This is a genomic window from Escherichia whittamii, from assembly GCF_014836715.1.
GTDB classification, from domain to species: domain Bacteria; phylum Pseudomonadota; class Gammaproteobacteria; order Enterobacterales; family Enterobacteriaceae; genus Escherichia; species Escherichia whittamii.
Genome location: NZ_JACSQI010000002.1, coordinates 141,249 through 161,007 on the forward strand (window position 1 = coordinate 141,249; position 19,759 = coordinate 161,007).

14 protein-coding genes, 2 tRNA genes and 1 pseudogene are annotated in these 19,759 nt (G+C 50.8%); 11 read left to right on the top strand and 6 right to left on the bottom strand.

Annotated elements, in window-relative coordinates; genetic code table 11:
- Positions 1–84: 84 nt before the first annotated feature.
- On the top strand, positions 85–4,701 hold the full coding sequence (locus H9644_RS03430) for an ATP-dependent helicase (RefSeq protein WP_191773219.1): 4,617 nt from the start codon (positions 85–87) through the stop codon (positions 4,699–4,701).
- A 47-nt stretch (positions 4,702–4,748) separates the two neighbouring features.
- Here the strand turns inward: H9644_RS03430 and grxD are convergent, their stop codons facing one another.
- Entirely contained in the window at positions 4,749–5,096 is a 348-nt protein-coding gene (grxD, locus tag H9644_RS03435; protein WP_000108172.1) for a monothiol glutaredoxin 4, read from the bottom strand.
- Positions 5,097–5,431: 335 nt separating this feature from the next.
- Here grxD and H9644_RS03440 point away from each other — a divergent pair, with 335 nt between their 5' ends.
- Positions 5,432–6,262 carry a C40 family peptidase gene (locus H9644_RS03440; RefSeq protein WP_191773221.1) on the top strand — a complete coding sequence of 277 codons (831 nt, stop codon included), beginning with the start codon at positions 5,432–5,434 and terminating at the stop codon, positions 6,260–6,262.
- Between the two features lie 127 nt (positions 6,263–6,389).
- Positions 6,390–6,971 carry a superoxide dismutase [Fe] gene (gene sodB, locus H9644_RS03445; RefSeq protein WP_064530041.1) on the top strand — a complete coding sequence of 194 codons (582 nt, stop codon included), beginning with the start codon at positions 6,390–6,392 and terminating at the stop codon, positions 6,969–6,971.
- Between the two features lie 154 nt (positions 6,972–7,125).
- Here sodB and H9644_RS03450 read toward each other — a convergent pair whose 3' ends face one another.
- Both H9644_RS03450 and cydH read right to left on the bottom strand, forming a co-directional pair.
- On the bottom strand, positions 7,126–8,295 hold the full coding sequence (locus H9644_RS03450; RefSeq protein WP_064530042.1) for an MFS transporter: 1,170 nt from the start codon (positions 8,293–8,295) through the stop codon (positions 7,126–7,128).
- Positions 8,296–8,460: 165 nt separating this feature from the next.
- On the bottom strand, positions 8,461–8,550 hold the full coding sequence (cydH, locus tag H9644_RS03455; protein ID WP_064530043.1) for a cytochrome bd-I oxidase subunit CydH: 90 nt from the start codon (positions 8,548–8,550) through the stop codon (positions 8,461–8,463).
- A 296-nt stretch (positions 8,551–8,846) separates the two neighbouring features.
- Here cydH and purR point away from each other — a divergent pair, with 296 nt between their 5' ends.
- Positions 8,847–9,872 carry an HTH-type transcriptional repressor PurR gene (gene purR / locus H9644_RS03460; protein ID WP_000190978.1) on the top strand — a complete coding sequence of 342 codons (1,026 nt, stop codon included), beginning with the start codon at positions 8,847–8,849 and terminating at the stop codon, positions 9,870–9,872.
- Here purR and punR read toward each other — a convergent pair.
- Complete coding sequence (gene punR, locus H9644_RS03465) at positions 9,869–10,801, bottom strand: DNA-binding transcriptional activator PunR (RefSeq protein ID WP_191773223.1); 933 nt, start codon at positions 10,799–10,801, stop codon at positions 9,869–9,871. The genes purR and punR overlap by 4 nt on opposite strands.
- A gap of 112 nt (positions 10,802–10,913) precedes the next feature.
- Here punR and punC point away from each other — a divergent pair, with 112 nt between their 5' ends.
- Complete coding sequence (punC, locus tag H9644_RS03470) at positions 10,914–12,125, top strand: purine nucleoside transporter PunC (RefSeq protein ID WP_191773225.1); 1,212 nt, start codon at positions 10,914–10,916, stop codon at positions 12,123–12,125.
- A 288-nt stretch (positions 12,126–12,413) separates the two neighbouring features.
- Positions 12,414–13,562 carry a cyclopropane fatty acyl phospholipid synthase gene (gene cfa, locus H9644_RS03475; protein ID WP_064530046.1) on the top strand — a complete coding sequence of 383 codons (1,149 nt, stop codon included), beginning with the start codon at positions 12,414–12,416 and terminating at the stop codon, positions 13,560–13,562.
- Between the two features lie 44 nt (positions 13,563–13,606).
- On the opposite strand, the pseudogene H9644_RS03480 reads toward cfa, so the two are convergent.
- Positions 13,607–14,247: pseudogene (locus H9644_RS03480) on the bottom strand (riboflavin synthase subunit alpha).
- Between the two features lie 215 nt (positions 14,248–14,462).
- On the opposite strand from H9644_RS03480, the gene mdtK reads away from it, so the two are divergent.
- Positions 14,463–15,836: a multidrug efflux MATE transporter MdtK gene (gene mdtK / locus H9644_RS03485; protein ID WP_064530048.1), complete on the top strand. Its 1,374-nt coding sequence runs from the start codon at positions 14,463–14,465 to the stop codon at positions 15,834–15,836.
- A gap of 37 nt (positions 15,837–15,873) precedes the next feature.
- Here the strand turns inward: mdtK and H9644_RS03490 are convergent, their stop codons facing one another.
- Complete coding sequence (locus tag H9644_RS03490; protein WP_064530049.1) at positions 15,874–17,130, bottom strand: AIDA repeat-containing protein; 1,257 nt, start codon at positions 17,128–17,130, stop codon at positions 15,874–15,876.
- Between the two features lie 309 nt (positions 17,131–17,439).
- Here H9644_RS03490 and H9644_RS03495 point away from each other — a divergent pair.
- The 4 genes from H9644_RS03495 (at position 17,440) to H9644_RS03510 (ending at position 19,754) form a co-directional block, all read left to right on the top strand.
- Positions 17,440–17,516 (top strand) — tRNA-Val (locus H9644_RS03495).
- 4 nt (positions 17,517–17,520) lie between these two features.
- Positions 17,521–17,597, top strand: a tRNA-Val gene (locus H9644_RS03500).
- A gap of 112 nt (positions 17,598–17,709) precedes the next feature.
- Positions 17,710–18,015 (top strand): monooxygenase, encoded by a 306-nt coding sequence (locus H9644_RS03505; protein WP_064530050.1) that lies wholly within the window; start codon positions 17,710–17,712, stop codon positions 18,013–18,015.
- A gap of 134 nt (positions 18,016–18,149) precedes the next feature.
- Positions 18,150–19,754, top strand: a complete 1,605-nt coding sequence (locus H9644_RS03510) for an FAD-NAD(P)-binding protein (RefSeq protein ID WP_064530051.1) — start codon at positions 18,150–18,152, stop codon at positions 19,752–19,754.
- Positions 19,755–19,759 lie beyond the last annotated feature (5 nt).

Here is a 19,759-nt window from a genome sequence, read left to right on the forward strand (position 1 = left end):
ATGCCTGATGACATGTAATGACGCAGGCATCTATAGTGAGGCTATTCCACGAATCATGCATGATAAACACGGGGAATAGCGTTAATGGCAGACAATCCAACCCCTTCATCGCCCCTGCCGGACGTTTTTTCATCGGCGACCCGCGACTGGTTTCTTCGCGCCTTTAAGCAGCCAACCGCCGTCCAGTCACAAACCTGGCATGTGACGGCGAGAGGCGAACATGCGTTGGTGATTGCACCCACCGGCTCCGGGAAAACGTTGGCGGCTTTTCTCTACGCTCTGGATCAACTTTTCCGCGAAGGCAGCGAGCATGCCAGCGAGGCGCATAAACGCAGAACCTCGCGTATCCTCTATATTTCACCGATTAAAGCCTTAGGCACCGACGTTCAGCGCAATTTGCAGATCCCGTTACAAGGCATTGCAGAGGAACGGCGGCGGCGCGGCGAAGCGGAAGTCAACCTCCGCGTGGGGATCCGAACTGGCGATACGCCCGCGCAGGAACGCAGCAAACTGACCCGAAATCCTCCGGATATTCTGATAACCACGCCCGAATCACTCTATCTGATGCTGACTTCCCGCGCACGCGAGACGCTGCGCGGCGTCGAAACGGTAATTATTGATGAAGTCCACGCGGTTGCGGGTAGCAAACGCGGGGCGCATCTGGCGTTAAGCCTGGAACGGCTCGATGCACTGCTATACACCTCAGCACAGCGAATTGGCCTTTCCGCCACCGTACGCACAGCCAGCGATGTTGCCGCGTTTCTTGGCGGCGATCGCCCGGTGACGATAGTCAACCCACCCGCAATGCGACATCCGCAGATCCGCATTGTTGTTCCAGTGGCCAATATGGATGATGTCTCATCGGTCGCCAGCGGCACCGGGGAAGACAGCCATGCGGGGAGAGAAGGTTCAATCTGGCCGTATATTGAAACCGGCATTCTTGATGAAGTGTTGCGCCATCGTTCGACCATCGTCTTCACCAATTCTCGCGGCCTGGCGGAAAAACTGACGGCTCGGCTGAATGAGCTTTACACCGCACGATTGCAGCGTTCCCCGGCCATCACCATAAACGCCGATCATTTTGAGTCTACCTCTGGCGCAACCTCTAACCGCGTACAAAGTAGCGACGTTTTAATTGCCCGCTCGCACCACGGTTCCGTCTCTAAAGAGCAACGGGCGGTAACCGAACAAGCGCTGAAATCGGGCGAACTGCGCTGCGTGGTTGCGACTTCCAGTCTCGAACTGGGGATTGATATGGGCGCGGTGGATCTGGTGATTCAGGTGGCAACGCCGCTTTCTGTCGCCAGCGGGCTACAGCGCATTGGTCGCGCCGGACATCAGGTTGGCGGTGTATCTAAAGGGCTGTTTTTCCCCCGTACCCGGCGTGATTTAGTCAATTCCGCCGTCATTGTCGAGTGTATGTTTGCAGGCAGGCTGGAAAACCTGACGCCACCGCACAATCCGCTCGATGTACTGGCGCAGCAAACCGTTGCTGCTGCAGCAATGGACGCCTTACAGGTGGAGGAATGGTATGCTCTGGTGCGTCGCGCGGCACCGTGGAAAGATCTGCCGCGGCGCGTATTTGACGCCACGCTGGATATGCTTTCAGGCCGCTATCCTTCCGGTGATTTTTCCGCTTTCCGCCCCAAACTGGTATGGAATCGGGAAAACGGAATATTAACTGCGCGTCCAGGCGCACAACTGTTAGCGGTAACCAGCGGTGGCACCATTCCGGACCGTGGCATGTACAGTGTGTTATTACCAGAAGGTGAAGAACAGACAGGATCGCGGAGAGTGGGCGAACTGGATGAGGAGATGGTGTATGAATCGCGAGTGAATGACATTATCACTCTCGGCGCTACCTCATGGCGGATCCAGAAAATCACCCGCGATCAGGTCATTGTGACACCTGCACCGGGTCGCTCTGCCCGACTTCCCTTCTGGCGTGGCGAAGGCAATGGACGCCCCGCTGAATTGGGCGAAATGATCGGCGATTTTCTCCATTTGCTGGCGGATGGCGCTTTCTTTTCCGGAAATATCCCGCCGTGGCTGGCAGAAGAAAATACGCTCACCAATATTCAGGGGCTGATTGACGAACAGCGTAACGCCACGGGCGTAGTCCCTGGAAGTCGCCACCTGGTTCTCGAACGCTGTCGTGATGAAATTGGCGACTGGCGCATTATTTTACACTCACCCTATGGACGACGAGTGCATGAACCGTGGGCGCTGGCGATTGCCGGACGACTGCATGCGCTATGGGGCGCTGATGCCTCGGTAGTCGCCAGCGATGACGGTATTGTTGCCCGCATTCCAGATACCGACGGTAAATTGCCTGACGCTGCGATATTCCTGTTTGAACCTGAAAAATTGCTGCAAATTGTCCGCGAGGCGGTGAGCAGGTCGGCACTTTTCGCTGCCCGTTTTCGCGAATGCGCCGCACGGGCATTATTAATGCCTGGCCGAACACCGGGACATCGCACCCCACTCTGGCAACAACGTCTGCACGCCAGCCAGTTACTGGAAATCGCCCAGGGTTATCCGGATTTTCCTGTCATTCTCGAAACTCTGCGTGAATGCCTGCAGGATGTGTATGATCTTCCCGCGCTGGAACGTTTGATGCGTCGCCTGAACGGTGGCGAAATTCAAATTTCCGATGTCACCACCGCAACGCCCTCACCTTTTGCCGCCAGTTTATTGTTCGGTTATGTGGCGGAATTTATGTATCAAAGCGATGTCCCACTCGCGGAGCGGCGAGCTTCAGTGCTGTCGCTGGATAGCGAATTGCTGCGCAATCTACTCGGTCAGGTTGATCCTGGTGAGTTACTCGACCCACAGGTCATTCGTCAGGTGGAAGAAGAGTTACAGCGGCTGGCTCCTGGCAGAAGAGCGAAAGGTGAAGAAGGATTGTTCGACCTGCTGCGCGAACTGGGACCAATGACCGTTGATGACCTGACGCAACGGCATACAGGCCGCCGTGAAGAGATTGAGACGTATGTAGAAAATCTTCTCGCGGCAAAAAGAATCTTCCCGGTGATCGTTGCAGCTCAGGAGCGTCTGGCCTGCATGGACGACGCTGCCAAATTACGCGATGCACTCGGAGTGCAACTGCCGAACTCGCTGCCAGATATTTACTTGCACCGTGTCAATTACCCGCTTCGCGATCTTTTTTTGCACTATCTCCGGACTCATGCCCTGGTCACGGCTGAACAACTTGCCCGTAATTTTGGCCTCGGTATTGCTATTGTCGAAGAGCAACTTCATCAATTGCGCGAACAAGGGCTGGTGATGAATCTTCAACAAGACATCTGGGTGAGCGATGAAGTTTTTCGGCGTTTGCGTTTACGCTCCCTGCAGGCTGCCAGAGAGGCTACGCGTCCGGTACCAGCCATTGCTTATGCACGATTGCTACTGGAACGTCAGGGCGTGCTCCCCGCCACCGATGGTAGCCCGGCACTTTTTGCCTCAACATCGCCAGGCGTTTATGAAGGCGTGGATGGCGTCATGCGGGTTATCGAACAGCTTGCTGGTGTCGGTTTACCCGCCTCGCTGTGGGAAAGCCAGATCCTGCCCGCTCGGGTGCGCGACTATTCGCCCGAAATGCTGGACGAACTGTTGGCAACCGGCACGGTTATCTGGTCGGGGCAAAAAAAACTCGGGGAGGATAACGGTCTGGTAGCACTGCATTTACAGGAATATGCCGCCGAATCGTACATTCCCGCAGAACAGGATCACGCGAAACGTTCAGCGCTTCAGCAAGCAATTATCGCAGTTCTGGCTGACGGGGGCGCCTGGTTTGCGCAACAAATCGGTCAACGGACAGGCGAGAAAATTGGCGAGCCAGTAGATCCATCAGCCCTGCAAGAGGCGCTTTGGGAACTGGTCTGGCAAGGCGTCATCACCAGTGATATTTGGGCTCCGTTACGCGCCCTCACCCGCAGCAGTGCCAGCGCACGCCCCTCAACTCGCCGTAGTAGCCGGGCTCGTCGTGGGCGTCCTGCCTATGCGCCGCCCGTCTCGCCGTTGGTAACTTACAACACGCCGAAACTGGCCGGACGCTGGTCCTTATTGCAGGTAGAGCCACTAAACGATACCGAACGGATGCTGGCGCTGGCGGAAAATATGCTCGACCGCTACGGCATCATCAGCCGTCAGGTGGTAATTGCTGAAAATATTCCTGGTGGATTTCCGTCGATGCAAACGCTTTGCCGCAGCATGGAAGATTCCGGGCGAATTATGCGTGGCCGGTTTGTTGAAGGTCTGGGCGGCGCACAATTTGCTGACCGCCAGACCATTGACCGTCTGCGCGATCTCGCCACCGCCACCAGCCAATCGCAGCAATTCACGCCGGTTGCACTCTCTTCCAACGATCCGGCGAATGTGTGGGGAAATCTCCTGCCCTGGCCTGCACATTCGGCGACGCTGGTTCCGACTCGTCGAGCTGGCGCCCTGGTGGTCGTCTCCGGTGGCAAATTGTTGCTCTATCTGGCGCAAGGTGGCAAAAAAATGCTGGTCTGGCAGGAAAAAGATGAATTATTACCACCGGAGGTTTTCCAGGCGCTAACTACCGCGTTGCGGCGAGAACCACAGCTACGCTTTACGCTGACAGAAGTGAATGACCAACCGGTCCGGCAAACGCCGATGTTTACGCTGCTGCGTGAGGCGGGATTTTCAAGTTCGCCACAAGGGCTGGATTGGGGATAAAAGCACTGACGGATGCCTGTTAGCATCCGCCAGTATTGCGGGACGGATTATTCAGCATCCGGCTCTTCAGACTTGTATTTAGCAGCAGTTTCTTTGATCAGCTGCTGCAGTTCGCCACGCTGATACATTTCAATCACGATATCACAGCCGCCCACCAGCTCGCCGTCAACCCACAGTTGCGGGAAAGTCGGCCAGTTAGCATATTTCGGCAGCTCCGCACGAATGTCCGGGTTCTGCAGGATATCAACGTAGGCAAAACGTTCGCCACAAGCGGCAAGCGCCTGGACTGCCTGAGCAGAAAAACCGCAGCTTGGCAGTTTTGGTGAACCTTTCATGTACAGCAGGATCGGGTTTTCAGCAATCTGGCGTTGGATTTTTTCGATAGTGGTGCTCATTGTCTTGCTTCCTCAAACTTCTTTACGGCAGTAATCTGACATTGTAGCGGGTCAGTGCGGCATCGGAAAATAACATTTTCATCACGCTTTTGCTATTTTATCCCTTTGCTCTATTTGTTGCATTTCAAATATTCGTTTCTTCTCTGCCACGCTGCAAGCTGGCGCATTTGTGACCACTTTTAGCTTTCACTGCTGCTTTTTTTTTGCACTCGCCGACGAAACGTATTTTTTAACAATAAAAGCTATTAACTTTCTCTTCTTCTATGCATTAGAATCATCAAGTTTTGTAAATCAGACGCAGGCATGATAGACCTGCCTTAACAGAGGGACGCTCAGTGGCGCGGATAAACCGTATTTCGATCACGCTCTGTGCTTTACTTTTTACCACCCTGCCTTTAATGCCTATGGCCTATGCTTCCAAGCAAGCCAGGGAGAGTTCTGCTACCACTCATATCACCAAAAAAGCAGATAAAAAGAAAAGCACGGCAACTACCAAAAAGACCAATAATAAAGCCAGTCAGAAAACTGCCAAAAAAGCCGTCAGTAAAAGTACGACCAAAAGTAAAACCGCTTCTTCCGTTAAAAAATCCTCCATTACCGCTTCTAAAAACGCTAAAACTCGCAGCAAAAACGTTGCCACTAAAACGGCGTCTGCCAGCTTTACGGAAAAGTGCACCAAACGTAAGGGCAATAAATCACATTGCGTGAAAGTCAAAAATGCCGCCCCAGGCACTATTGCCGACGCGCACAAAGCCAAAGTTCAGAAAGCCACTAAAGTGGCGATGAATAAACTGATGCAGCAAATTGGCAAGCCATATCGTTGGGGGGGGAGTTCACCGCGTACCGGTTTTGATTGCAGTGGACTGGTTTATTACGCCTATAAAGATTTGGTTAAGATCCGTATTCCGCGCACAGCCAACGAAATGTATCACCTGCGCGATGCGGCACCTATCGATCGCAGCGAACTGAAAAATGGTGACCTGGTCTTCTTCCGCACTCAAGGGCGTGGAACTGCCGATCATGTAGGCGTGTATGTTGGCAATGGTAAATTTATTCAGTCACCACGCAGTGGCCAGGAAATTCAAATCACGTCGTTAAGTGAAGATTACTGGCAACGCCACTATGTTGGCGCCCGTCGGGTAATGACCCCAAAAACACTTCGCTAAAAGTTTACCCTGTTGTTACGACAACAGGGTAAGTTCATCTTTTGTCACACCTTTTAATTTGCTACCCTATCCGCACGCACAATAAGGCTATTGTGCGTATACCAATGAATAATAAAGGAGAGTAGCAATGTCATTCGAATTACCTGCACTACCATATGCTAAAGACGCTCTGGCTCCGCACATTTCTGCGGAAACCATCGAGTATCACTACGGCAAACATCATCAAACTTATGTCACTAACCTGAACAACCTGATTAAAGGTACCGAGTTTGAAGGTAAATCACTGGAAGAGATTATTCGCAGCTCTGAAGGCGGCGTATTCAACAACGCAGCTCAGGTCTGGAACCATACTTTCTACTGGAACTGCCTGGCACCGAACGCCGGTGGCGAACCGACTGGCGAAGTCGCTGAAGCTATCGCCGCATCTTTCGGTAGCTTTGCCGATTTCAAAGCACAGTTTACTGACGCTGCGATCAAAAACTTTGGTTCTGGCTGGACCTGGCTGGTGAAGAACAGTGATGGCAAACTGGCTATCGTTTCTACCTCTAATGCTGGTACTCCGCTGACTACCGATGCGACCCCACTGCTGACCGTTGATGTCTGGGAACACGCTTATTACATCGACTATCGCAATGCGCGTCCTGGTTACCTGGAGCATTTCTGGGCGCTGGTGAACTGGGAATTCGTAGCGAAAAATCTCGCCGCATAATAACTGATGGCAGATGCAACATTGCCTGATGCGACGTTTAAAGCGTCTTTTCAGGCCTATGCGGATGAGGCGTTAACAACACATCTGGCAAGATAAATCGCACTTTGCCTGAAAATCGTAACGCAGAAGGTATCCCTTCTGCGTTTTTGTTTTATTAGCTGTTGGCAACGCAAACTGCTTCAGGTTGTTTTCTGGCTGACATCAACACCAGCAACAATGCCAGTCCTGCGACAATCGCCCCCATCACCGGCACAAAACTGTACCCCAGACCACCTGAAATAACTGCGCCACCTGCCGCAGCACCCAGCGCATTGCCCAGGTTAAAGGCACCGATATTCACTGATGAAGACAGCCCCGGCGCTTCGCTGGCAACTCGCATCACACGCATCTGTAACGGTGGTACCACCGCAAAAGTTGCTGCGCCCCACACCACCATGCTGATAGCGGCGCCAAACTCATTACGAGCCAGGAACGGGATCGCCAGCATAATCACCATCAGCAGCAACAAAAAGCCTTTCAGCGTGCCATTAACCGAACGGTCCGCCAGTTTACCGCCGAAATAGTTACCGATAGAAAACCCGACGCCAATCAGTACCAACATTGCCGTTACGAATATCGGTGTCGCGTGGGTGATGCTTTGCAGTACCGGAGAAATATAGGTATAGAGCGTAAACATTGCCCCTGCCCCCAGCACTGTTGTCAGCAATGCTGAAAGCACCTGCGGACGCAACAGGACCGCCAGCTCTTTTTTCACTTCCGGTCGCGCTCCTGCGCCACCTTTTGGTAACGAGAAGAACAGGCTAACCATTGAAATCACGCCCAGCCCCGCCGTTGCCAGAAACGACATCCGCCAGCCAATAGTTTCGCCAAGCCAGGTCGCCGCAGGAACACCGCCAATATTTGCCAGAGTTAAACCCATAAACATAGTGGCGACGGCGCTGGCCTGTTTGTGTTTAGGTACAACGCTTGCGGCCACGACTGAACCCAAACCAAAAAATGCCCCGTGATTCAGGCTGGTCAAAATGCGTGAAAGCATCAGCGTCATATAATCCGGCGCGATAGCAGAAAGCACATTGCCAAGAGTGAATATGGCCATCAGGAAAATAAGCGCACTACGCCGGGCACGGTGAGACAGTAGTAATGTCATCAGCGGCGCGCCAACCATTACGCCAACCGCATAAGCGCTGATAAGCATGCCCGCAGCGGGAATCGAGACATCCACACCGCGCGCAATGACGGGCAATAAGCCCATTGGCGAGAACTCCGTTGTCCCGATACCAAACGCGCCAACTGCCAGCGCCAACAACGGATAGTTAATTTTCATGCCTAATCTCCACCTCTTCGCGTCATTACACGATATTCATCAAAGTGGCGAAAGCATGACAGCAATCACAAAAAATTGAAAATAACAAAAAGAGAAAACACTTTTGCCATTTTGCTAACAAAAGGGAAGAGAGTGCGAGGGAGGATGCGCTCCCTCGAAGGGAAATCAGTGCAGCGCGGCAGTCAAACCTACGGCTACGATCAAACCGAGGACAATAATGGTTGTTACCAGTGAAGATTTAAGGTCGGCACTCATCAAGTTTTCTCCTTTTTATTACCCTACAAAAAGTGATATTACGCATTTTTACACACTGTGAAGAAAAAATCTCCCGTCATTTATAATGATAAGTGTTTTACCACTTCCCCTTTTCATCAAGATCGGCCAAAATTCCACGCTTACACTATTTGCGTACTGGCCATTAACCCCTTCCTGACGCTCTGTGTCGTTTTTCCGGCGTACCGCAACACTTTTGTTGCGCGTAAGGTGTGTAAAGGCAAACGTTTACCTTGCGATTTTGCAGGAGCTGAAGTTAGGGTCTGGAGTGAAATGGAATGGCAACAATAAAAGATGTAGCGAAGCGAGCAAACGTTTCCACTACAACTGTGTCACACGTTATAAACAAAACTCGTTTCGTCGCTGAAGAAACGCGCAACGCCGTGTGGGCAGCGATTAAAGAATTACACTACTCCCCTAGCGCGGTAGCGCGTAGCCTGAAGGTTAACCACACCAAGTCTATTGGCTTACTGGCTACCAGCAGCGAAGCGGCCTATTTCGCGGAGATCATCGAAGCAGTTGAAAAAAATTGCTTTCAGAAAGGTTACACGCTGATCCTCGGCAACGCGTGGAACAATCTGGAGAAACAGCGAGCCTATCTGTCGATGATGGCGCAAAAACGCGTCGATGGCCTGCTGGTGATGTGTTCTGAATACCCGGAACCGTTGCTGGCGATGCTGGAAGAGTATCGCCATATCCCGATGGTGGTGATGGACTGGGGTGAAGCAAAAGCTGACTTTACCGATGCGGTCATTGATAACGCGTTTGAAGGTGGCTACATGGCCGGGCGTTATCTGATTGAACGCGGTCACCGCGAAATCGGCGTTATCCCCGGCCCGCTGGAACGTAACACCGGTGCAGGCCGCCTTGCCGGTTTTATGAAGGCAATGGAAGAAGCGATGATCAAGGTGCCGGAAAACTGGATTGTGCAGGGTGACTTTGAACCTGAATCCGGTTATCGCGCCATGCAGCAAATCCTGTCGCAACCGCATCGCCCTACTGCTGTCTTCTGTGGTGGTGATATCATGGCAATGGGCGCACTTTGCGCTGCTGATGAAATGGGTCTGCGCGTACCACAGGATGTTTCGCTGATCGGTTATGATAACGTGCGCAACGCACGCTACTTTACCCCAGCGTTGACCACTATCCATCAGCCAAAAGATTCGCTGGGCGAAACGGCATTCAACATGCTGTTGGACCGTATCGTCAACAAACGCGAAGAACCGCAGTCTATCGAAGTTCATCCGCGGTTGATTGAACGCCGTTCCGTGGCTGACGGTCCGTTCCGCGACTATCGTCGTTAATCATCCGTTGCGGGAGTCTCTTCAGGCTCCCGCAACCACTCCTTATTTAGCGTCTCACTATCGCCGAGATACTCCAGCAACCAGGTTAAGGCTGGCGACATATCATTCTGCTGCCATGTCAAACAACATGCCGAATCAGGGAATGGGTTTTCCAGTTCTAATGCAACCCACTTCCCTTCGTTGAGCCAGGGTTTAGCGAAATGCGTCGGCACCATGCCAATGCATAATCCAGCCGAGATACAGGTTGCCGATGATTCCCAGTCAGGCACCACCACCCTTTTTTGGTTATCAAGCAGCCAGGTAATACGTTTGGGCAGCGTACGAGAGGTATCTTCGCGCACCAGCGATGGCCAATTGCGCAACGTATCGTCGCTGAACGGCCCATTCATCGACGCAAGCGGATGATGACTGGCAACAACGCAACTCCAGCTCAACATTCCCATATCCCGGAAGGCATAACGGCCCCCGACCGGAATCGCTCGTGTCGCGCCAATCGCCAGTTCCACGCGCCCATCGGAAAGCGCATCCCAGACGCCGTTGAACACTTCCTGAAATACCAGAAGTTCGACATCATCAAAATGGCGATAAAAATCAACGATCATCTGCCGCGTGCGTTCTGGTCTGACAATATTATCTACCGCAATGGCTAACTGACCGCGCCAGCCGTTCGCTATCTGCTGGCATTGCTGGCGAGTGATCTGCATTTTTTTGACAACAGACCGCCCTTCTTTGAGAAACCACACCCCGGCAGCGGTCAGTTCCACATCACGATGTCGACGTTCAAAAAGCGGCACTGCCAGCCACTCTTCCAGTTGACGCACGGTATAGCTGACCGCAGAAGGAACACGATGCAACTCCTGGGCCGCAGCGCTGAAGCTACCATTTCGCGCCACCGCATCAACAACTTCCAGGGAATACTCGGACCACATAGCTTGCCTGCAAAATTTTTGAAATCAGTCATCAAATATTACCGTTTCACAACACGAATTTCACTCCCTACACTTTGCGGCGGTGTTTAATTGAGAGATTTAGAGAATATACATGCAACCTGGGAAAAGATTTTTAGTCTGGCTGGCGGGTTTGAGCGTACTCGGTTTTCTGGCAACCGATATGTATCTGCCTGCTTTCGCCGCCATTCAGGCCGACCTGCAAACGCCTGCGTCTGCCGTCAGTGCCAGCCTTAGTCTGTTCCTTGCCGGTTTCGCCGCTGCCCAACTTCTGTGGGGGCCACTCTCCGATCGCTATGGCCGTAAACCCGTTCTTTTACTCGGCTTGACGATTTTTGCTCTTGGTAGTCTGGGAATGCTGTGGGTAGAAAACGCGGCGACTCTGCTGGTATTGCGTTTTGTGCAAGCTGTTGGCGTCTGTGCCGCGGCCGTTATCTGGCAGGCATTGGTGACGGATTACTATCCTTCACAAAAAGTTAACCGTATTTTCGCGACCATTATGCCTTTAGTGGGTCTTTCTCCGGCGCTTGCTCCGCTGTTAGGTAGCTGGCTGCTGGTACATTTTTCCTGGCAGGCGATTTTCGCCACCCTGTTTGCCATCACCGTGGTATTGATTCTGCCTATTTTCTGGCTTAAGCCCACCACGAAAGCATGTAATGATAGCCAGGATGCACTGACCTTTACCGACCTGCTGCGCTCTAAAATCTATCGTGGAAACGTGCTGATTTATGCGGCCTGTTCAGCCAGTTTCTTTGCCTGGCTAACAGGTTCACCGTTTATCCTCAGCGAGATGGGCTACAGTCCGGCGGTAATCGGATTAAGTTATGTTCCGCAAACCATCGCGTTTCTTATTGGTGGTTACGGCTGTCGCGCCGCATTGCAGAAATGGCAGGGTAAGCAGTTGTTGCCGTGGCTGCTGGCGCTGTTTGCCGTCAGCGTGGTAGCAACCTGGGCTGCGGGCTTCATTAGCCATGTGTCGCTGGCCGAAATTCTGATCCCATTCTGTGTGATGGCCATTGCCAACGGCGCAATCTACCCGATTGTGGTCGCCCAGGCGCTACGCCCTTTCCCGCATGCGACAGGCCGCGCGGCTGCATTACAGAACACCCTGCAATTGGGTCTGTGTTTCCTCGCAAGCCTGGGGGTTTCCTGGCTCATCAGCGTCAGCACACCGCTGTTTACCACCACCAGCGTGATGTTATCGACCGTAGTGCTGGTTGCTATCGGCTATAAGATGCAACATCAACCTGAATCTCACTGCCCGAATCATGGCGAGACGGAAGTCGCGCATAGTGAATCACATTGATCTATAGCGATATCTTTATACTTAGGCTGCTAACAAAATTTTGTTGTATGATTGAGATTAGCAGCCTATACTGAATCTCAGTTGTTAATATTACGATAAATATTATGTTTTTACGGGGACAGGAGCGTTCCCGAGTCACTATGGATGGTCATTTCGGCAAGGGTTCCTCCTTTCCTCTGTTCTACGTCGGATTATAGACTCGCGGTTTTCCTGCGAGATTTCTCACAAAGCCCAAAAAGCGTCTACGCTGTTTTAAGGTTCTGATCACCGACCAGTGATGGAGAAACTATGAGTTCATCGTGTATAGAAGAAGTCAGCGTACCGGATGACAACTGGTACCGTATCGCCAACGAATTACTTAGCCGTGCAGGCATCGCCATTAATGGCTCTGCCCCGGCAGATATTCGAGTTAAAAACCCCGATTTTTTTAAACGCGTTCTACAGGAAGGATCGTTGGGGTTAGGCGAAAGTTATATGGATGGCTGGTGGGAATGTGACCGACTGGATATGTTTTTTAGCAAAGTCTTACGCGCTGGGCTTGAAAACCAACTCCCCCATCATTTCAAAGACACACTACGCATTGCTGGCGCGCGTCTCTTCAACCTGCAAAGTAAAAAGCGTGCCTGGATAGTCGGTAAAGAGCATTACGACCTTGGTAATGACCTGTTCAGCCGCATGCTGGATCCCTTCATGCAGTATTCCTGCGCTTACTGGAAAGATGCCTATGACCTGGAATCTGCCCAACAAGCGAAGCTCAAAATGATTTGTGAAAAATTGCAGTTAAAACCGGGCATGCGGGTTCTGGATATCGGCTGCGGTTGGGGCGGACTGGCGCATTACATGGCGTCCAGGTATGACGTAAGTGTGGTTGGTGTCACGATTTCTGCCGAACAACAGAAAATGGCCCAGGAACGCTGCGCAGGTCTGGATGTCACCATTTTGCTACAGGATTACCGTGACCTGAACGACCAGTTCGACCGTATTGTTTCAGTTGGTATGTTCGAGCACGTCGGACCGAAAAATTACGATACCTATTTTGAGGTGGTGGATCGTAATCTGAAGCCAGAAGGGATTTTTCTGCTACATACTATTGGCTCGAAAAAAACCGATCTGAATGTTGACCCGTGGATTAACAAATATATTTTCCCGAATGGTTGCCTGCCCTCTGTACGCCAGATTGCGCAATCCAGTGAACCACACTTTGTGATGGAAGACTGGCATAACTTTGGCGCTGACTATGACACTACATTGATGGCCTGGTATGAGCGATTCCTCGCCGCCTGGCCGGAAATTGCCGATAACTACAGTGAACGCTTTAAACGGATGTTTACGTATTATCTGAATGCTTGCGCTGGTGCCTTCCGCGCCCGTGACATCCAGCTCTGGCAGGTGGTGTTCTCACGTGGAGTCGAAAGCGGCCTTCGCGTGGCTCGTTAAGTGTTATTTCATCGCCCCCATTTCGGGGGCGATGTCATTTCAAATCAGGCTTCAGTATCGGGCTGATTTATTTCTTTTCCCGCGCCGCCAACACACGTTCTACCGTATCTACCACTGCCTGAGTTTGCGGATCGATTTCGATATTGACGCGTGCGCCGAGTTTTTTCTTACCGAGAGTGGTACGTTCCAGCGTTTCTGGAATTAAATGCACACAAAAACGGGTCGCTGTCACTTCACCAACCGTCAGGCTGATGCCATCAATACCAATAAACCCTTTATACAGGATATATTTCATTAACTGCTCATCCTGTACTTTGAACCAGATCTGGTGGTTATTTTCTGATGTTATTATTTTCGATACTTCTGCGGTGGTCATAATATGACCTGACATTAAATGTCCGCCGATTTCATCGCTGAATTTAGCAGCGCGTTCTACGTTTACCCAATCCCCAACGTTTAAATCGCCAAGGTTAGTTATACGTAACGTTTCTTTCATCAGATCAAAACTGATACGGTTGCCGTTAATTTCCGTTACAGTCAGGCAGCAACCGTTATGCGCGACTGAAGCACCTGTCTCCAGACCATCCAACATGTAATCAGGTAATTCCACTACATGGGTTCGAAAATTTGCTTTCTCGTCAATCGACACTAACTTCGCAGTGCCCTGCACTATCCCCGTAAACATACTTACAACTCCTGAAATCAGTTAGGACATTCTGTTCAGCACAATAGCAGGTGGGAAACGTCCTTACCAGTAAAGGGGATTGAGTGGTTATTTTTTCACTGGAGAATTAATAAATCCTCGCTACAATAGACTGAAATTCCCCTGCTTCTTCTTTTTGCTGCCCATTCAGGCGGTTTTTTAGTCTCTCATATAACAACAATATAAAAGGTGTTCACGTGCAGAAATACATCAGTGAAGCGCGTCTGTTATTAGCATTAGCAATCCCGGTGATTCTCGCGCAAATCGCCCAAACAGCGATGGGTTTTGTCGATACCGTCATGGCGGGCGGCTATAGCGCCACCGACATGGCGGCGGTCGCCATTGGTACTTCTATCTGGCTCCCGGCGATTCTTTTCGGTCACGGACTGCTGCTGGCAATGACGCCAGTCATCGCGCAATTGAATGGTTCCGGTCGCCGCGAACGTATTGCGCATCAGGTGCGACAAGGTTTTTGGCTGGCCGGTTTCGTCTCTGTGCTTATTATGCTGGTGCTGTGGAATGCGGGTTATATCATCCGTTCCATGCAAAATATCGATCCGGCCCTCGCCGATAAAGCAGTAGGTTATCTGCGTGCACTGCTGTGGGGGGCGCCAGGCTATCTGTTCTTCCAGGTCGCGCGTAACCAGTGTGAAGGTTTGGCAAAAACCAAGCCGGGCATGGTAATGGGCTTTATTGGCCTGCTGGTGAACATTCCGGTTAACTATATCTTTATTTATGGTCACTTCGGTATGCCTGAACTCGGTGGCGTCGGCTGTGGTGTGGCGACTGCGGCGGTGTACTGGGTAATGTTCCTTGCTATGGTTTCCTATATTAAACATGCCCGTTCTATGCGCGATATCCGCAACGAAAAAGGCACCGCTAAACCAGACCCGGCAGTAATGAAAAGACTTGTGCAACTGGGTTTACCTATCGCACTGGCACTGTTCTTTGAAGTAACACTGTTTGCGGTGGTTGCGCTGTTGGTATCTCCACTCGGTATTGTCGATGTGGCAGGCCACCAGATTGCCCTGAACTTTAGTTCTCTGATGTTCGTTCTTCCGATGTCACTGGCAGCGGCTGTGACTATCCGTGTGGGTTATCGTCTGGGTCAGGGTTCCACGCTGGATGCGCAAACTGCCGCACGAACCGGACTTATGGTTGGCGTCTGTATGGCAACGATAACGGCAATTTTTACAATCTCGCTACGGGAGCAGATTGCTCTTCTGTATAACGATAATCCAGAAGTTGTGACACTGGCCGCACACTTGATGTTGCTGGCTGCGGTGTATCAGATTTCTGACTCGATACAGGTAATCGGTAGCGGGATTTTGCGTGGTTATAAAGATACGCGATCAATTTTTTATATTACCTTTATCGCGTATTGGGTGTTGGGTTTACCAAGTGGCTATATTCTGGCATTGACCAATCTGGTGGTTGAGCCGATGGGGCCGGCAGGCTTCTGGATAGGCTTTATTATCGGTCTGACTTCTGCTGCCATTATGATGATGCTACGAATGCGCTTCTTGCAGCGTCTGCCATCGGCTATCATTTTGCAACGCGCATCTCGATAAAAAATGAGGCGCAATCCGCAAAGATTGCGCCTTAATTTTAGGCTGACTGGAGCGTTGCGCCAATACCATCTTCGTCCGGTTGCAATTTAAGTGCGCTGCAAACAGGCTGCCGACTGGCATCCGTTATCTCAACATGAATATCACCGCTGACTTCCCCTTTCACGCTGATGAATTCCGGAGAAATTTCTTTCGCACTGGTTTGCAGGCAAATCGTGCCTTCCCCACGCAGACATTTCACCTTCAACTGCACATGGGTTGCGGTTGACGTTATCAGCCACACTTTTCCACCATCGAGATTCAGGTTGCCAACATAGAAAGTGACATTGTCACCTTTAACCGTACTGCCATCGAGGATCAGCACGCCTTCCTGCTGGACCGTTATCGTTGATTGTTTCAGATCAGCACCATAGCCAACTATCATAGAAGCGCCGACCTGTAAGGCAACGCTCCCCGTCAATTCAACCGGAGCACAGTCTTCTTCTACGACGAATTTTTCATCCGCACTGGTGGGAGACATCACAATCACTGTCCCACTTTGTACCACTGCGTTTTCCAGCGTACCCGCATGCACTTCAGCCCGACCACCGGTTTTAACTGTCAGGTTTTTAGTCTTACCAGAACTGTAGAGCTGCAGACCATCTGTCCCCAGGCGATAAACGGCGCCATTCTCAACGATGGTATGAATATCTTCACCGCCGAGATTATTCATGGTGCCGCCCGCAAGCAGCGTTTCACTGGCTTTACCTGCCAGCATAAAAACGCCGCCGTGGTTTATCTCACCATTGATGGCTTCTCCACCAGGGTAAACCAACAGTTCACCACCTTCATCAACAACAACTGCTGATACTGTTCCGTTGACCAACAAGCCACCATCCTGATCCAGAATGATTTTTTCCGCGCGATGGCCCTCCAGTACCCGCAGATTACCGCCATTCTCCAGCAATAAACCGCAGGCATAGCCCTGATCAACGCTAAATTCACCTTCGGGATGGCGGCCATTAACAGTAGCGAGCGTTGAGAGACTAATCGCTCCGCCGTCTGACTGAACAATGTCAGTGGCTATTGCGCCGTCACCGACGGATAACGTGCCATTGTTGCTGTACTGTGTACATTTGGCGATGCCACCAGTTTCAACTTTCAGCCAGCCAGCACCTGTGACCACGGTATTTTCTGCTCTTCCGCCAGCCTCAACAATCAACTCGCCATCAGTAAGTTGAGTCGCGCCAATAACGTCGCCAGCATGAACAATTTGCACTTTCCCGTCGCTCATCAAGTTTTTTGCTTCAGATCCCATGACTTATTCCTTTACTGCATCTGTGTGCCTTTATTGATACCTAAGTGTAAAGGCTACGAAGGATTTATCCACGATAGAATTGATGTGGTGGCAACGTGCTCTGTTTTACATTGTGGGTCGAGGAATAATTGGCTGTATCAGCTCTAAATATGATCTATGGCTAAAAATCGCCCTTGCAAATCAACAAAATATAGACAATTTGCTTAAAAGCTCTGCAAACGATAGAAATAGCGCAGAAAATTGCGATTTGCCTCTTGCCACCTTCACTCTCTGCCGCTAATATTCGTCCCCGTTGTCACCTACAACGTTGCGTTCATAGCTCAGTTGGTTAGAGCACCACCTTGACATGGTGGGGGTCGTTGGTTCGAGTCCAATTGAACGCACCATCCTGCGTCCGTAGCTCAGTTGGTTAGAGCACCACCTTGACATGGTGGGGGTCGGTGGTTCGAGTCCACTCGGACGCACCAGATTTTCTTAATCTGGTCTTCTCTCTCCTTTTTCTTCCCTGTTTCTTCTCTGTATCCAATACGTTAAAAGATTTACACTATCTTCGTATGAATTATCAGAAGGAGAATAGCTATGGCAACTTTATTACAACTTCATTTTGCTTTTAATGGCCCCTTTGGCGACAAAATGGCTGAACAACTTAAACCGCTTGCCGAGTCGATTAATCAGGAACCCGGTTTTCTGTGGAAAGTGTGGACAGAAAGTGAAAAGAACCGCGAAGCCGGTGGCATCTATCTCTTTACTGATGAAAAAAGCGCCCTGGCCTATCTGGATAAACATACTGCCCGCCTGAAAAATCTCGGTGTCGAAGAAGTTATTGCCAAAGTTTTCGATGTCAATGAGCCACTGAGTCAAATCAATCAGGCAAAACTCGCCTGACAAGTCTTCATGAAGGGCGGTTAGCGCCCTTTTCATCCCTGTCTGAAATTTCCCAAATTCTAAAAATCTCAACCAAACTTATCTGATAACACTCAATTCGATTCGCAAGAAAGAATGCATACAGGTAAGTAACAATGAAAAAAATTGCCATTGTGGGTGCCGGGCCAACAGGGATCTACACTTTCTTCTCGCTTTTGCAGCAACAAACGCCACTTTCCATTTCTCTCTTCGAGCAAGCCAACGAGGCTGGTGTCGGTATGCCGTACAGTGGTGAAGAAAACTCTAAAATGATGCTGGCAAATATTGCCAGCATTGAAATACCGCCGATTTATTGTACTTATCTGGAATGGTTGCAAAAGCAAGAGGCCAGCCATCTGCAACGTTATGGCGTTAAAAAGGAAAGCTTGCACGATCGCCAGTTTTTACCGAGGGTCCTGTTAGGAGAATATTTCCGTGATTGCTTTTTACGGTTGGTAGCGCAAGCACGGCAGCAGCAATTTGAAATCAACGTTCATGAATCTTGCCAGGTGACTGATCTGCAAGTCACAGACTCTGGCGTGCTTATCTTCACAGATCGGGATTTGCCAGTTGAGACGTTTGATTTAGCCGTGATAGCCACCGGTCATGTCTGGCCCGACGAAGAAGAGGCAAGCCGAACCTATTTCCCCAGCCCATGGTCAGGGTTAATGGAAGCGAAAATTGAAGCCTGTAGCGTAGGCATTATGGGAACATCTTTGAGCGGGCTGGATGCCGCAATGGCGGTTGCTATCCAGCATGGATCTTTTATTGAAAAAGATAATCAACGCATTCTGTTTCAGCGCGATAGCGACAGTGAAAAACTCAGTATTACATTGATGTCACGCACCGGCATTTTGCCAGAAGCCGATTTCTATTGCCCTATTCCCTACGAACCTTTATGCATTGTCACTGAACAGGCCCTGAACGCGGAAATTGAAAAAGGTCCACAGGGCCTTCTGGATCGGGTATTTAAACTTATAGTGCGAGAGATTACTTCGGCTGATCCTGACTGGAGCCGACATATTGCGATAGAGCGCCTGAATGTCGATACCTTCGCTCAAGCCTGGTTTGCCGACCGCAAACAGCATGACCCATTTACCTGGGCAGAAAAAAACTTAGCAGAGGTCGAGCGCAATAAACGTGAAAAACATACCGTTCCCTGGCGCTATGTCATTCTTCGCCTGCATGAAGCCGTACAGGAAATTGTTCCGCATCTGAATGAGCACGACCATAAACGGTTCAGTAAAGGCCTTGCCAGAGTATTTATCGACAATTATGCAGCTATCCCTTCTGAATCTATAAAGCGATTACTGGCTTTGCGCGAGGCGGGAATTATTCATATTCTCGCCCTCGGTGAGGACTACGATATGGAAATTGACAAAACGCGCACAATCCTGAAAACAGCAGACAACAGCGACTCGTTTGACGTTTTTATTGATGCTCGTGGGCAGCGCCCGCTCAAAGTGAAAGACATTCCTTTCCCAGGACTACGTGTTCAGCTACAGAAAACAGGCGATGAAATCCCTGATGTCGGTGAAGATTATACGCTACAGCAACCGGAAGAAGTTCGTGGTCGCGTGGCGTTCGGCGCGTTGCCCTGGCTAATGCACGACCGGCCTTTCGTTCAGGGGCTTACGGCTTGTGCTGAAATTGGCGAGGCTATGGCGCAGGCCGCCGTGAAGCCAGCATCCCGTGCACGTCGGCACCTGTCGTTTGATTAAGGGTA

Coding starts and splice junctions, on each gene's coding strand:
- cydH (WP_064530043.1), bottom strand. CDS start 8,550: ATGAGTGCCGACCTTAAATCTTCACTGGTAACAACCATTATTGTCCTC.
- H9644_RS03505 (WP_064530050.1), top strand. CDS start 17,710: ATGGCAACTTTATTACAACTTCATTTTGCTTTTAATGGCCCCTTTGGC.
- H9644_RS03490 (WP_064530049.1), bottom strand. CDS start 17,130: ATGGGATCTGAAGCAAAAAACTTGATGAGCGACGGGAAAGTGCAAATT.
- grxD (WP_000108172.1), bottom strand. CDS start 5,096: ATGAGCACCACTATCGAAAAAATCCAACGCCAGATTGCTGAAAACCCG.
- sodB (WP_064530041.1), top strand. CDS start 6,390: ATGTCATTCGAATTACCTGCACTACCATATGCTAAAGACGCTCTGGCT.
- H9644_RS03510 (WP_064530051.1), top strand. CDS start 18,150: ATGAAAAAAATTGCCATTGTGGGTGCCGGGCCAACAGGGATCTACACT.
- H9644_RS03450 (WP_064530042.1), bottom strand. CDS start 8,295: ATGAAAATTAACTATCCGTTGTTGGCGCTGGCAGTTGGCGCGTTTGGT.
- punC (WP_191773225.1), top strand. CDS start 10,914: ATGCAACCTGGGAAAAGATTTTTAGTCTGGCTGGCGGGTTTGAGCGTA.
- punR (WP_191773223.1), bottom strand. CDS start 10,801: ATGTGGTCCGAGTATTCCCTGGAAGTTGTTGATGCGGTGGCGCGAAAT.
- purR (WP_000190978.1), top strand. CDS start 8,847: ATGGCAACAATAAAAGATGTAGCGAAGCGAGCAAACGTTTCCACTACA.
- H9644_RS03430 (WP_191773219.1), top strand. CDS start 85: ATGGCAGACAATCCAACCCCTTCATCGCCCCTGCCGGACGTTTTTTCA.
- cfa (WP_064530046.1), top strand. CDS start 12,414: ATGAGTTCATCGTGTATAGAAGAAGTCAGCGTACCGGATGACAACTGG.